The organism is Kribbella sp. NPDC005582, from assembly GCF_040605415.1.
GTDB lineage: Bacteria > Actinomycetota > Actinomycetes > Propionibacteriales > Kribbellaceae > Kribbella.
In genome coordinates, this window is sequence record NZ_JBEXCU010000008.1 from 260,286 (window position 1) to 274,377 (window position 14,092).

Annotated in this window: 10 protein-coding genes; 6 read left to right on the plus strand and 4 right to left on the minus strand. The window is 68.7% G+C overall.

All coding sequences use genetic code 11. The features are described from left to right. Positions 1-994: 994 nt before the first annotated feature. On the minus strand, positions 995-1,861 hold the full coding sequence (locus ABZS29_RS35260) for an aminoglycoside phosphotransferase family protein (protein ID WP_355468816.1): 867 nt from the start codon (positions 1,859-1,861) through the stop codon (positions 995-997). 57 nt (positions 1,862-1,918) lie between these two features. Between ABZS29_RS35260 and ABZS29_RS35265 the strand changes: the two genes are divergently transcribed. The 3 genes from ABZS29_RS35265 (at position 1,919) to ABZS29_RS35275 (ending at position 4,426) form a co-directional block, all read left to right on the plus strand. Next, positions 1,919-2,533 carry a flavin reductase family protein gene (locus ABZS29_RS35265; protein ID WP_355468818.1) on the plus strand — a complete coding sequence of 205 codons (615 nt, stop codon included), beginning with the start codon at positions 1,919-1,921 and terminating at the stop codon, positions 2,531-2,533. 97 nt (positions 2,534-2,630) lie between these two features. Then, entirely contained in the window at positions 2,631-3,665 is a 1,035-nt protein-coding gene (mgrA, locus tag ABZS29_RS35270) for an L-glyceraldehyde 3-phosphate reductase (protein WP_355468820.1), read from the plus strand. Positions 3,666-3,778: 113 nt separating this feature from the next. Beyond that, positions 3,779-4,426, plus strand: a complete 648-nt coding sequence (locus ABZS29_RS35275; protein ID WP_355468822.1) for a hypothetical protein — start codon at positions 3,779-3,781, stop codon at positions 4,424-4,426. Between the two features lie 132 nt (positions 4,427-4,558). Here ABZS29_RS35275 and ABZS29_RS35280 read toward each other — a convergent pair whose 3' ends face one another. Both ABZS29_RS35280 and ABZS29_RS35285 read right to left on the minus strand, forming a co-directional pair. Next, positions 4,559-5,536: a TAXI family TRAP transporter solute-binding subunit gene (locus ABZS29_RS35280; RefSeq protein WP_355468824.1), complete on the minus strand. Its 978-nt coding sequence runs from the start codon at positions 5,534-5,536 to the stop codon at positions 4,559-4,561. Beyond that, entirely contained in the window at positions 5,533-7,527 is a 1,995-nt protein-coding gene (locus tag ABZS29_RS35285; protein ID WP_355468826.1) for a TRAP transporter fused permease subunit, read from the minus strand. The genes ABZS29_RS35280 and ABZS29_RS35285 overlap by 4 nt, the downstream gene beginning before the upstream one ends. 148 nt (positions 7,528-7,675) lie before the next feature. Here ABZS29_RS35285 and ABZS29_RS35290 point away from each other — a divergent pair, with 148 nt between their 5' ends. Together ABZS29_RS35290 and ABZS29_RS35295 are read left to right on the plus strand one after the other, a co-directional pair. Then, a complete protein-coding gene (locus tag ABZS29_RS35290) occupies positions 7,676-8,341 on the plus strand; it encodes a response regulator transcription factor (protein ID WP_132414253.1) in 666 nt (221 codons plus the stop codon). 36 nt (positions 8,342-8,377) lie between these two features. Continuing rightward, a complete protein-coding gene (locus ABZS29_RS35295) occupies positions 8,378-9,721 on the plus strand; it encodes a HAMP domain-containing sensor histidine kinase (RefSeq protein ID WP_355468828.1) in 1,344 nt (447 codons plus the stop codon). Positions 9,722-9,742: 21 nt separating this feature from the next. Here the strand turns inward: ABZS29_RS35295 and ABZS29_RS35300 are convergent, their stop codons facing one another. Continuing rightward, on the minus strand, positions 9,743-10,774 hold the full coding sequence (locus ABZS29_RS35300) for a TAXI family TRAP transporter solute-binding subunit (RefSeq protein ID WP_355468830.1): 1,032 nt from the start codon (positions 10,772-10,774) through the stop codon (positions 9,743-9,745). 213 nt (positions 10,775-10,987) lie between these two features. On the opposite strand from ABZS29_RS35300, the gene ABZS29_RS35305 reads away from it, so the two are divergent. Beyond that, a complete protein-coding gene (locus ABZS29_RS35305) occupies positions 10,988-14,014 on the plus strand; it encodes a glycoside hydrolase family 38 C-terminal domain-containing protein (protein ID WP_355468831.1) in 3,027 nt (1,008 codons plus the stop codon). The last annotated feature ends 78 nt before the right edge of the window (positions 14,015-14,092 follow it).

Sequence of the window (14,092 nt, forward strand, 5' to 3'; positions counted from 1 at the left end):
TCTCCGACCTCGCGCCCGCCCACCGCACCCCCGCCCCCATCAACCCCAGGCAACGTCCACGCGCCCACCGACCTCACGCCCGCCCGCACCCCCAACCCGTCAACCCCAGGCAAGGTCCAGGCGCTCACCGACCGCACCTCGCATATCGCAGCCCCACCTCGTCCGCCCCAAATGAGGTCCACACGGTCGTCGATCCGACCCCGCCTACCGCAACCCAAGCCCGTCAGCCCCAGGCGAGGTCCACGCGATCGCCGACCTCGCCAGCCCCCTCAGCCACCGCGCCGCTCAGCCACCCCTGCCGTTAAATCGGCCGCAGCGGCGACCAGCCACAACCCACCTCACCGGACGCATCACTAGCCGCGATCCGTGGAGAGAAGTTTGCAGATACTGCCTATTAGGTTCCACAAAGGCGTGGTCCCACGGACTCGACCGCCACGGCGGCCGACACAACGGGGATGGCGCCCCGGGCGCGTGGCTGAGATGGATCGCGAGGCCGGCGATCGCGTATTCGTCGCCTGAGGCTGACGGGCTGTGGCTGACGAAGCCGCGCGCCGTCGCCTGCCAAGTGCCGGGGGGTTCGACCGCTACGGCGGGCGACGGAGCGGATGGCGGGCCGGGCGCGTGGCTGAGGTGGATGGCGAGGCCGGCGATCGCGTGATCGTTGCCTGGGCTGACGGGCTGTGGCTGGGGAGCCGACTTGCGTCGCCTGCGACGTGACCCCTCGCTGGAAGCTGGGGAGGATGTTCGCCCCGACAGGCTCACTTTCCTCCCCAAACCGGTTCGGGGAGGATCCACCGCCCGAATCCGTCTCGGATCCGCCCCAAACCGGTTTGGGTGGGGGCCTGCATGGAGCGGCGGGTGGGGTGGGTGGACCGCCGGCACTGATCAAGTGCCGGCGACTGCGACTGGCTGTGTTTGTGCTTGCGTTGGCGAGCGCGGTTGGGCGGTGGCGCAGGTTCATTCGCCACGGCGCGGCATCGGGGGCCGTGTGGCGTCAGGTGAGGGTGGGCCAGGGGTGGGGTGGGTTGGTGGTGAAGAAGGTTAGGAGGTTGAGGACGCGGCTGGTGGGTGGGGCGGTCCAGTGGCGTTGGGAGGGCCAGGGAGCGGTGGGGAGTTTGGCTAGGGCCCAGGAGAGGTGGAGGTAGAGGATGCCGGCGGCTAGTTCGTCGGCGGTGAGGGTCGTGGCGGCTAGGTAGGCGGGGAGGAGGTGGGCGACTTCGGTCAGGCGGAGTTTGGCGAAGTCGATGGCACGTGGGCCCCAGGCTGCGTCGCCCCAGTCGATCAGGGCTTGGAGACTGCCGTCGGCGGGGTCGACGAGAAGGTTGTGTGGGGCAACATCTCCGTGGAGGAGGACGGGCGGCGCGGAGCGGTCGAAGCGTCGCTCCAGACGGTCGAACCAGCCGGTCAGCCAGTCGGCCGTGCCGGTGTCCAGGTATCCGCGAGTCGCGAGATCCGCAACGGTTGCGCGCGGTTCGCCCCAACCATCGTCGGCAACGCCGGGCAAGGAAACGCGTTCGGCGGAGTGCAGGCGAGCCAGTTCCAGGGCGACTTCGGAGGGAGTGGTGAGTGGCTCGACGCCATGAATGCGTTCGACCACAACGTACGACGCGTCCACCTGCGCCCGGCTCTCGTCGTACTCGAGGATTGCGGGCGTCCGGACGCCGGCGGCCCGAGCGACCGGTACGACGGCGGTCTCCTTCCGCAGGTCGTCCTCGAAGCCAGATCGCGCCACTCGGACGAACAGACGCGGCCCGAGCACGAAGCCGCGATTCGCGACACCACCGGGGACCTCGTGCACGTCGGCCGGCGCAACGTCGTACCGGTGCGCGAGCAGGCGAACGTCGTCCAGCATGCGATCCATCCCGACGATCCTGAACGCGAGCGCAGGTGAAGTCCAACGGTTTGATGTACTGCGAGGGTGCGAGTCGAACTGGATCCGGAGCAGGTTGCGTCGCGGGAGATCTACGCGACGTTGAACTCGGTGGTCGTGCCGCGGCCGATCGCGTGGGTGTCGACGCGGTCGGCGGACGGGGTGCTGAACCTGGCGCCGCATTCGTTCTTCACGGTGTCGTGTGTGCGGCCGCCGATGGTGCAGTTCACGTCGGTGGGGCGCAAGGACAGCCTGAACAACGTCGAGGCGACCGGGGAGTTCGTGGTGAACTTCGCGGCGGAGGCGTTGTTCGAGCAGGTGAACGCGTCGGGGACGAACTTCCCGCCGGAGGTGTCGGAGTTCGAGGCGATCGGGGTGACGACCGAGCCGTCGCGGACCGTCGGCGTACCGCGGGTGGCCGAGTCGCCGGTGGCGATCGAGTGCACGCTGCACACGACGCTCGAGCTCGGCGACTGCACGATCGTGATCGGCCAGGTGCGGGCGATCGCGATCGACGAGTCGGTGCTGGCCGACGGCCGGCCCGAGGTCCGGCTGCTGCGTCCGCTGGCCCGGCTCGGCAAGGACGAGTGGTCGACGCTCGGCGAGGTCCACGAAATCTCACGCATCCCGTACGCCGACTGGCCCGGGCACTTCAGCGCGTGACCGATCAAGAAGGTCGAGTTCTGAGCGCCAGAAGCGGCGTTTCTTGCGCAAAACAAGGGGTTTTGCGCTTGTTACGACATGGTGCAGACTGAGGTTCGTGACTGACTACGTGGCTGCCCAGGACCGGTACGACGACCAGATGGTCTATCGGCGGACGGGCCGGAGCGGGCTGCAACTGCCGGCGATCTCGCTGGGACTGTGGCACAACTTCGGTGACGACAAGCCGTTCGAGACGCAGCGCGCCATTCTGCGCCGCGCGTTCGACCTCGGCGTGACGCACTTCGACCTGGCGAACAACTACGGCCCGCCGTACGGGTCGGCCGAGACGAACTTCGGGACGCACTTCCAGCGGGACTTCAAGAAGTACCGCGACGAGCTGATCCTGTCGAGCAAGGCGGGCTACGACATGTGGCCGGGGCCGTACGGTCAGGGCGGCGGCTCGCGGAAGTACGTGCTGGCCTCGCTCGACCAGTCGCTGCAGCGGATGGGCGTCGACTACGTCGACATCTTCTACTCGCACCGGTTCGACCCGGACACCCCGCTCGAGGAGACGATGGGCGCCCTCGACACCGCGGTCCGTTCCGGCAAGGCCCTGTACGCCGGCATCTCGTCGTACAGCGCGGAGAAGACGCGGGAGGCGGCGCGGATCCTGCAGGAGCTGGGAACGCCGCTGCTGATCCACCAGCCGTCGTACTCGATGCTGAACCGCTGGATCGAGGAGGACCTGCTCGACGCCGTCGGTGAGCTCGGTGTCGGCGTGATCGCGTTCTCGCCGCTGGCCCAGGGCGTGCTGACCGATCGCTACCTGGACGGCATCCCCGAGGATTCGCGGGCCGCGCAGGGCAAGTCGCTGAACCCGGACTCGCTGACCGAGGACACCCTCAAGCACGTCCGCGCGCTGAACGAGATCGCCAAGGAGCGCGGCCAGTCCGTGGCCCAGCTCGCACTCGCCTGGACGCTGCGCGACGACCGCGTCACCAGCGCGCTGATCGGCGCCTCCAGCGTCAAGCAGCTCGAGGGCAACCTCGAGGCCGTCCGCAACCTCGAGTTCACCGCGGAAGAGCTCGAAGCCATCGACGCCGACGCGGTCGAGGCCGGCATCAACCTGTGGAAGAAGAGCTCCGACCACTGAGCCACTCTGCTCAACGACCACCCCGGGCAACTGTTACCTGACGGAAAGTCCCGGGGTGGTTGCGTTGTGCAGCAGCTGGGCACAGGCTGGATAAGACCCCGGAGGTGGTTTCCATGACCGCTTCGACGCTGGAAATGGCGCTGAGCTACGAACACGCGAAGATCCGCGAGCTCGCCGAGCCGGCCCGGCACCCGGCCGCTGCCCATCCCGACCGTAGGCACCGAACCGACTGGTTCTACGCGATCGCCGCGCAGCACCTGGCCGCGGCCGAGGACGTGCTGCTCGCCCGCGTACGACGGCTGCCGGACGGCGCCGAGCTGGTCGCGGCGTACGTGAGCAACGCCAAGGACCTGGAGCGGAACCTGCGCTACCTCAAGGGCCGCCAGTACGGCGACAGTCGCGTCCAGAACCTCGATCCGTACGACGTCCTGCGCACGATCGACCGGCTGCTCGACGAGCACGAGCGGCTCGAGACCGACTACAGCCGGCAGCTGGACGAGCAGCTCGACGACGCCACCATGAACGCGTTGGCCGAGGAGCTCCTCGAGGCCGAAGAGGTGGCCCCGACCAGGGCCCACCCGAACTCACCGCACACCGGTCGCACCGGCCGGATCGCGCATCGGATGTGGCGGCTTGCCGACACCGCGTGGGACAGCGCCGAAGGGCGCGTCGTACCGACGAAGTATCACGTGCATCCCAAGCGCAACTCAGCGTTGAGCCACTACCTCTACGGCACGCCGATGCCGACCACAGAAAAGTGACCGGGCCCGGTTCCCTCGGATGCCTCCGAGGGGCCGGACCCGGTCGACCGCCTCCCACTGCGCCTGGATGTGAGAGCCGGCCTGACGCCCTCCCCCGCTGCGCCTGGTGTGCAGGGGAGGGCGGTCTGGTGATTACTTCAGCGCGTCGAGCGCCTTCTGGGCACCCGGGTGCAGCGGCACCGGGTCGGTCTTGGTGGCGTTCTCCTTAGTGATCCCCTTGGCGGCGGCGTTCACCGCGACCAGGGCGTCGAGGTTCTCGTACAGGGTCTTGGTGAGCTGTTCGGCCAGCTCGTCCTTCATGTCCTTGCGGACCAGCAACACGTTCGGTACGACGATCGTCGCGACGTCGGCCGGCTGCTTGTACGTCGTGGCCGGGATCGGCGCCTCGGAGTAGACCGAGCCGTACTTCTCCGTCATTTTGGGCAGCAGATCGGCGATCGGCAACAGTTTGACGCCCTTGCCGAGGCTGGTGGTGAGGTCGGTGATGCCGCCGGTCGGCAGCCCGCCGGACCAGACCAGGGCGTCGATCGAGCCCGACTTCATCGCGTCCACCGACTCCGGCAGGCCGAGCCGCTGGGCGGTGACGTCCTTGGCCGGGTCGAGACCGGCGGCCTCGAGCAGGCGCCGGGCGATCACCTCGGTGCCCGAGTTCGGCGAGCCGGTGGAGACCCGCTTGCCCTTCAGGTCCGCGATCGAGTTGATGTTCGCCGACGTCCGGACCGCGACCTGGGTGTAGTTGTTGTAGAGCCGGGTCAGCGCGACGACGTCCTGCTTGGACTGGAAGCTGTTCTCGCCCTTGACCGCGTCGGCCGCGGTGTCGCCGAGCGAGAAGGCGATGTCGTAGTTGCCGCCGACCAGGCCCTGGATGTTCTGCACCGAGGCGCCGGTCTCGCTCGCGGTGGCCCGGTAGCCGGACATCTTCTGCGAGATCACCGAGGCCAGCGCACCACCGAGCTGGTAGTAGACGCCGGTGGTGTTGCCAGTGGCAATGGTCAGCCGGCCACCGGCCTCCGCACCGGATCCGGAAGGCTCACGCTGACCGCCACAGGCGACGAGGGACGCGGCAGCGGCGAGCGCCACCACGACAGTGGGGAGGCGACGGATTCTCATGATCTGGCGGATCCTTCCGTGGGTGCGGCCAGGCGTTGCCGCCGGACCACATTGATGACGACGGCAACAAGTAGCAAACAGATTCCGGCGCTGATGGTTACGGGCGCGAGGTACAGCAGGAGCAACGCGGCCGGTACGCACAGCGTCCGCTCGATCCAGGTCGTCGCGACCACGATCCAGCCGCCTGTCACGACAGCCAGTGCGGCCACCGCCAGCATCGACACCGCGAGCGTCCAGACCATGCCGACGAACGATCCCTGACCGAGCAGGTGCGCGCCGTTGTCGGTGAGCACGAACGCGAACGGGACCAGGAACGCGGGCAGCGTGTACTTCCAGGCCTGCCACATCGTCGGCATCACCTTGCCGCCGGTGATCGCCGACGTCGCGACCGCGGCCAGCGCGGTCGGCGGCGACACCTCCGACAGCACCGCGTAGTAGAAGATGAACATGTAGGCCTCGGCCTGCGTCACCCCGAGCTGCACCAGCGCCGGCGCGATGATCACCGCGGCGATGATGAACGACGCCGTGACCGGAACCGCCAGCCCCAGGATCAGTACGGCGATCGCCGACAGCACCACGGTCAGAATCAGGATCACCGTGTGGTTGTCGGTGAACCCGCGGGCCGCCCCGACGATGATCTCGGCCAGGTTCAGTCCGAGCCCGGTCTGCGTGGTGACCGCGACGATCACGCCGGCCGTCGCGCAGGTCGCCGCCACCGGCAGCACCGAACGGGTGCCCTGGGCAAGCGCTTTGAACAGCGGCCGCCCGGTCAGCCGGTGCTCACGGTCCAGGAACGACAACCCGAACTGGATGATCACCGCGTAGACCACAGCCTTGAACGGCGGTACGTCGACCGCCATGAAGCCGATGATCACGAACAGCGACAGGAAGTGGTACCCGAACCGGAACAGCAGCTTGCGCGCGGACTGCGTCGAGGTCTCGGCCGACGTCGTACCGTGCCGGCGGGCGTCGATCTCGATCGCGAGCAGGATGCCCAGGTAGTAGAGGATCGTCGGGATCACGGCGTAGCCGAGGACGGTCAGGTACGAGACCTGCAGGAACTCGGCGATGATGAACGCCGCCGCGCCCAGGGTCGGCGGCGAGAGAATCGCGCCGATACCGGAGGCCGCGAGCATTCCGCCAGCCGGTTCGGGCGGGTACCCGGCCCGGCGCAGGATCGGCCACGAGACCGTGCCAAGCGATACGGCGGTCGCCGTCCCGGAGCCGGAGACGCTGCCGAGCAGGAAGCCGGCCAGGGTGACGGTGCGGCCGGGTGCGGTGCGGCTGCGACGGAAGGCCGCGAAGGACAGGTCGATGAAGAACTTGCCTGCACCCGAGTAGTCGAGCACCGCGCCGTAGATGGTGAACAGCACGATGTACGACGCCGCGACGCTCAGCGGCGTCCCGTAGAAGCCGGCGGTTCCCATCGTGAACTGGCCGATGATCGCGTCGAAGTTGAAGCCCTGATGCGCCAGCGACCACGTATAGGGCAGGTAGCCGCCGTAGTACGCGTAGGCGATGAACAACAAGCTGACGACCGGCAGCACCCAACCCGTCGTACGGCGGCAGGCTTCCAGCAACAGCACCAGCAGTACGGCGCCCGCCAGGACGTCGAGGCCGGTCGGAGTCTGCCGCCGTTCCAGGTACCCGTCGAAGTCGAGCAGCGGATAGACGCAGACCACCAGCGCGACCAGAGCGAGCAACCAGTCCGTCAGACCGGGGTCGTCGTGCGGGCGCGCTTTGAACGGATTGAGGACCGCGGGGACCTTCCAGCCGCGGTAACACAGCAAAGTGATCGGCAGGATGGCTGCGAGAAAGATCACCAAGTAGAACTGAGTTCCCTGTGGTAATGGGAAGAACACCTGGGCGAGGACGCCGACACTGACGATCGCGCACCAGATCGAGATCACGAGGTCCAGGGCAGGGCGAAGCCGCCGAGCGGGCCGCTCCTGTTCGTACTCGGCGAGTTCTTCGTCGGAGGGCGCGCTCACGCCACCCCCCGTTCCGATACCGACAGTCATCTACCGGTTCCCTCCTGTGTGCGGAAGGCTAATGTTGCCGAACACTGCGTGGAGTCGCGTGATTACGTCTTTACCAAGATCTGACACATCCACGCGCTACCTGGCCTACGATCACCGCATGAGTGGCGCCGTCAGGATTCTGCTGGTCGAAGACGATCTAGATATCGCCAATGCCCTGATACCCGCGTTGCGGCGTTACGGCCTGATGGTGACCCATGTCCGGACGGCGGCGGACGCCCTCGCGGCGGACCCCGGCGACCTGGTCCTGCTGGACCTCGGACTGCCCGATGGGGACGGCATCAACGTCTGCCGGCAGATTCGTTCGGTCTCCGACGTACCGGTGATCGCGGTCACCGCGCGGGGCGAGGCGGCCGACCGGGTCCGCGGTCTGCGCAGCGGCGCCGACGACTACGTGGTCAAACCGTTCGCGATCTCCGAGCTCCTGGCCCGGATCGATGCTGTACTACGTCGTACCGGCCTTTTGCAGCCCCGCCCCCGGGTCACTGTCGGCGATCTCACCGTGGACATCGAGGCACGGACCGTCCAGGTCGCCGACAAGCCCATCAGTCTGACCCGCAAGGAGTTCGACGTGCTCGCAGTGCTGGCCGCGCACCACGGCCGGGTCGTCCCCCGCGAACAGGTCGCCCTGTACGCGTGGCAGTCCGTCTTCGAGGCCTCCTCGCGCACCATGGACGTGCACGTCGCCAGCCTCCGCGCCAAGCTCGGCCGTCCGGAGCTCGTCCAGACGATCCGGGGCGTCGGTTACCGGCTCGGTTCGGACTGACCGTTGCGCCGTCGACTACTGCAGTCCCTCGTTCCGATGGTGGTTCTGCTCGCCATCATCGCCACCGTCCCGCTGGCGAACTTCATCGCGACCAGCGCCTCCCGCACCCTGTTCCTGTCCCGCAGCAACGACGCGGACTGGTTCGCCACCATGGCCGAGGCTCCGCTGCAGTCCGGTGACATCGCCAACCTGCGCGAGATGGCCGTTCGGTACGACGAGCTCTACGACACCCCGGTCTTCATCGTCGACGACAACAACAAGGTCGTGGCCACGTCCAAGTCCGGCGTGGAGACCGCCCAGGCGGATATCGCCTCCGCCCTCGGCAGCACGCTGGCCGGCCGGCTCCCCCCGGAGCCGCCGGCGCTCTGGCCGTGGCAGAGCGGCGAGATGATCGTCGCCCGCCCGGTCGCCAACAACGGCCGGGTCCTCGGCGCCGCGGTGCTGCGGGTCCCGACCGACAACCCGCGAGCCGATGTCCAGCGCAGCTTGATCCTGCTGCTGATCGGCCTGCTGATCAGCATCGGCGCGATCATCGCCGGCATCGTCCGGCCGATCAGAAAGTGGGTCGTCAACCCACTGAAGGACCTGGACAACGCGACCCACCAGATCACCCGCGGCGCGCTCGACACCAGAGTCTCCACCGACAACAGCGCACCCGAGCTCCGTCGTCTCGGCGACAGCTTCAACTCGATGGCGCTGAGCCTGCACCAGGCCCGGCAGCGCGAGCGCGAGTTCGTCGCCGACGCCTCGCACCAGCTCCGGACACCGCTGACCTCGGCCCGGATCCACATCGAGGGCCTGTCCCGGCTGTCGCCCACCGCGCGGTTCGCGCTCAGCGACATCGACCGGCTCGGCCGGATCGTCCAGCGGCTGTCCCGGCTGGCCGGTTCGGACCGCCCCGGAGCCGATGCCGAGGGCAACAGCGAGGAGCCGCTGGACCTCGCGCAGGCGGTCAAGGAGCGGCTGGTCGGCTGGAAGGCCGTGTACGCCGCCGACGACCTCGAGCTGATCATCGGCGAGATGGTCCCGGGCGGCGTCGGCCCCGAACTCGAGGTCGACGACATCCTCGACGTACTGCTCGACAACGCCTCCAAGTACGGCGCTCCGCCGGTCGAGGTCTCGGTCACCCGTGACGGCGACGAGGTCGTGCTCTCGGTCCGCGACCACGGTCTCGGCCTCGGCTCGCGGGACCTGAAGAAGGTCGGCGAGCGGTTCTGGCGCAGCGCGCACCACCGTGAGATGCCGGGCACCGGTCTCGGCCTCGCGATCGTCCGCTCCGAAGCGGCCCGGGTCGGCGGCCGCGTGGTCGCCCGCCCGCCGCTCGGCGGTGGCCTGGTGATCGAGGTTCGCGTTCCCCTGATCGACGACTACGAGCTCTGACGGTACGGCGTTCGCCGTACCTCAGATGTGGTTGTTGCGGTACCAGCGCTCGGCGGCCGGGTGCAGCGGCACCGGCATCGTGGCGATCGCGGAGCGCGGGTCGAGGGCGCTCGCCTCGGGGTGGTAGTGGTCGGGGTCGTTCGGGTTGCCGATCAGGTCCTTCTGGCGGCGGAACAGCGTGTTCACGATCCACCAGGCCCAGGAGTCGGGCAGGTTCGGACGGGTGATCAGGTAGTTCGGGATGGTCAGGGTCGCGACGGCACTGGCCAGCCCATAGGTCTTCGGCGGGATCGACGAGACGATGTAGCCGCCGAACTGCTTGAGCGCGATGGTCTCGGCGGTCTGGCCGATGTCGACCAGCCGGAATCCGACGTTCTTCTGCAGCTCCGCGATCGGTTCGGTCGGCAGGCCGCCGCTCCAGATCATCGCGTCGATACCGTCCTCGATCGAGCCGTCGGCCTTGCCGCGGAGTTGCTTGACCGCCTGCTCCAATGTCAAGAAGCGCTTCTTCACCTCGACGCCGGCGGTGTCCAGGATCATTTCGGCGACCAGCTTGGTCCCGGACTTGTCGGGCCCGACACTGACGACCAGGCCCTCCAGGCCCTTGAGATCCTTGACCCGCGAGGCCATCGGCACCACGACGTGCACGTAGTTGTCGTAGGTCCGGCCGAGCGCCTTGAACTTGTTCAGCGCCCCGCTCTGGAACTCGCCGAGCCCCTCGTAGGCGGCGTACGCGGAGTCCGAGGTGGTGAAGCCGACGTCGTAGGTGCCAGTCGAGACGCTGCGCAGGTTGGCGATCGATCCCGCGGTCTCGACCGGCGTCAGCTGCACGCCGGTGACCTCGCCGACGAGCGAGGCCAGCCCGGCGCCGAACTTGTAGTAGACGCCGCCGTTGTTCCCGGTCGCGAGGGTGGCCGGGGCGGCGGGCGCGGGCTCGTCGGAGCGGCCTCGCGAGCACCCGGGCAGCGTGAGAGCCGCCGCGGCGGCCGCGCCGAGGCCGAGCGCACGGCGCCGGCTCATCGAATCCGGGACGATCAGGCGGGGACGATCCATACGGGACAACCTATGTGGCAACCGGTCCGGTTCGGTAGCCACGCGTGCTCGCCGCTACCGAACCGCTACCTGCAGCGTTCGCCGGAAAGTTCCCACAGCAGGTTCAGCCAAACTGTGTCTGGACGGGCCCCCGGTCGGTGTGACAGCGTTGTCATCACGCGCCCGCGTGGGTTGCGTGACTGACCCAGTGACACAGCCCCGGAGGATGATTTCGTGCACGACGACCGTCAACTCATCGAGGAGCGGCTCAAGCGCGCCCTGCGGGAGCGGATCCGCCCCGCGATCTACGGCGCGGCGGTCCCGCTGGACATCAAGGTGTGGCACGCACCTGGTGAGCCGGTGTCTCCTGCCGAAGCACTCGCCGCCTCGTACGAGCCCGCCGAGATCGGCCTGCCCTGGGGCGCTCCGTGGGGCACCGCCTGGTTCCACTTCAGCGGCCAGGTGCCGGCCGAGTGGGCCGGCGCCGAGATCGAGGCCGTCATCGACCTCGGCTTCAGCGGCGGTCCGGGCTTCTCCGCGGAGGGCCTGGTGCACACCACCAAGGGCGTCCCGCTGAAGGGCCTGCACCCGCGCCAGACCTACGCACCGCTGTCGATCCTCGGCCCCGACGGTACGGCGGCCGCGCCCGGCGACCACATCGAGTTCTACGTCGAGGCGGCCGCCAACCCCGAGGTACTGGGCTGGAACGCCTTCGCCCCGGTCTCCGCCGACCTCGGCTCCAAGCCGGAGCCGGGCGGCAAGCCGATCTACCAGCTGACCCGCGCCGACCTGGCCGTCTTCAACTCCGAGGTCTGGGACCTGATCCTCGACCTCGAGGCCCTGGACGGCCTGCAGCGCGAGCTCGCCCCGCAGGAGCCGCGCAGCCGGGAGATTCTCCGCGCGCTGAGCCGGGCGCTCGACGTACTGGACTATGAGGACGTCGCCGGTACGGCGGCCGACGCGCGCGCCCAGCTGACCGACGTACTGAGCCGGCCGGCGCACGCGAGCGCGCACCAGCTGTCCGCGGTCGGCCACGCGCACATCGACTCCGCCTGGCTCTGGCCGCTGCGCGAGACCCGGCGCAAGGTCGCCCGGACGGTCTCCAACGTCGCCACCCTGGCCGAGGAGTACCCCGAGCTCGTCTTCGCGTTCTCGCAGGCCCAGCAGCACGCGTGGGTCAAGGAGAACTACCCCGAGGTCTGGGAGCGGCTGAAGAAGGCCGTTGCCGAGGGCACCATTGTTCCGGTCGGCGGCATGTGGGTCGAGTCCGACACCAACCTGCCCGGCGGCGAGGCGCTGGCCCGGCAGTTCGTGCACGGCAAGCGGTTCTTCCTCGACGAGTACGGGATCGACACCCAGGAGGTCTGGCTGCCGGACTCGTTCGGCTACACCGCGGCGCTGCCGCAGCTGGTGAAGCTGTCCGGCTCGAAGTGGTTCCTGACCCAGAAGATCTCCTGGAACCAGAAGAACAAGTTCCCGCACCACACCTTCTGGTGGGAGGGCCTCGACGGGACCCAGATCTTCACGCACTTCCCGCCGATCGACACCTACAACTCCAACCTGTCAGGTCACGAGCTGGCCAAGGCGCAGCGCAACTTCGCCGAGAACGGTTCGGCGACCCGCTCGCTCGCACCGTTCGGGTACGGCGACGGCGGTGGCGGCCCCACCCGTGAGTTCATCGCGACCGCCCGCCGGGTGGCGAACCTGGAGTCCTCGCCGCGGGTGACCATCGAGTCCCCGACCGAGTTCTTCACCGCCGCCCAGGAGGAGTACGCCGACCAGGCCCCGGTCTGGTCCGGCGAGCTCTACCTCGAGATCCACCGGGCGACGTACACCTCGCAGGCCAAGACCAAGCAGGGCAACCGCCGTAGCGAGCACCTGCTCCGCGAGGCCGAGCTGTGGTCCGCGGCCGCCGTGGTCGCCGGCAAGCTCGACACCTACCCGTACGACGAGCTCGACCGGATCTGGAAGGCCGTGCTGCTGAACCAGTTCCACGACATCCTGCCCGGCAGCTCGATCGCCTGGGTGCACCGCGAGGCCGAGGCGACGTACGCGAAACTGGCCGAGGAGCTGGAAGCGATCATCGCCAAGGCCCAGCAGGCGCTGGCCGGCGAGGGCTCGAACCAGATCGTCTTCAACGGCGCACCGCACAGCCGCGAAGGCATCGCCGGGCTCGGCGCGGGCATCACGGTCGGCGCGGGCCAGGCCGCGACCATCGACGGCCAGGTGCTCGACAACGGCCTGATCCGGGTCACCGTCGACGAGCGCGGCCTGATCACCAGCCTGTACGACGTCGCCGCCGACCGCGAGGTGATCGCCCCCGGCAGCGCCGCGAACCTGCTGCAGCTGCACGTCGACACCCCGAACCAGTGGGACGCCTGGGACGTCGACGCGTTCTACAAGAACAACGTCCGCGACATCACCGAACTCGACTCGCTCGACTTCTCCGTCGAAGGCGGTGTCGCCACGGTCGTCGTCAAGCGTTCCTTCAACCGCTCGAGCGTCACCCAGACGTTGCGGCTGCGTCCGGGCGCCAAGCGGGTCGACATCGAGACCACGATGGACTGGCACGAAGCCGAGAAGTTCCTCAAGGCGGCGTACCCGGTCGACGTTCACGCCGACCGCTCCGCCTCCGAGACCCAGTTCGGCCACATCTTCCGGCCCACCCACCAGAACACCTCCTGGGACGCCGCGAAGTTCGAGATCGCGGCCCACCGCTGGGTGCACGTCGCCGAACCGGGCTACGGCGTGGCGGTCGTCAACGACTCCACCTACGGCCACGACATCAACCGCACCGCCCGCCCCGACGGCGGCACCACCACCACGATCCGCACGTCGCTGATCCGCGCCCCGCGCTTCCCCGACCCGCAGACCGACCAGGGTGTGCACACCGTCAACCACGCCCTGGTGGTCGGCGCCGCCATCGGTGACGCCATCGCCGAGGGCTACCGCATCAACCTGCCCGAACGCGTCGTCACCGGCGCCGAAGGCACCGACCCCATCGTCACCCTCGACAACCCGAACCTCGTCGTCGAAGCCCTCAAGCTCGCCGACGACGAGTCCGGCGACGTCATCGTCCGCCTCTACGAGTCCACCGGCGGCCGCTCCCGCGGCACCATCACCCCGTCCTTCGCGGTGTCGTCGGTGACCGAAGTGGACCTCCTCGAGCGTCACCTGGCAGACCGGGACCTGACCGACGGAGCGGTGGCACTCGACCTCCGCCCGTTCCAGATCCTGACTCTGCGCTTCAAGCGCTCGTAATCCCCGAGGGCACCACTCCCCCCACCCCAGGTGCCCTCACCCCGCGCCCGGTGCCGCCACGGCACCGGGCGCGGTGCT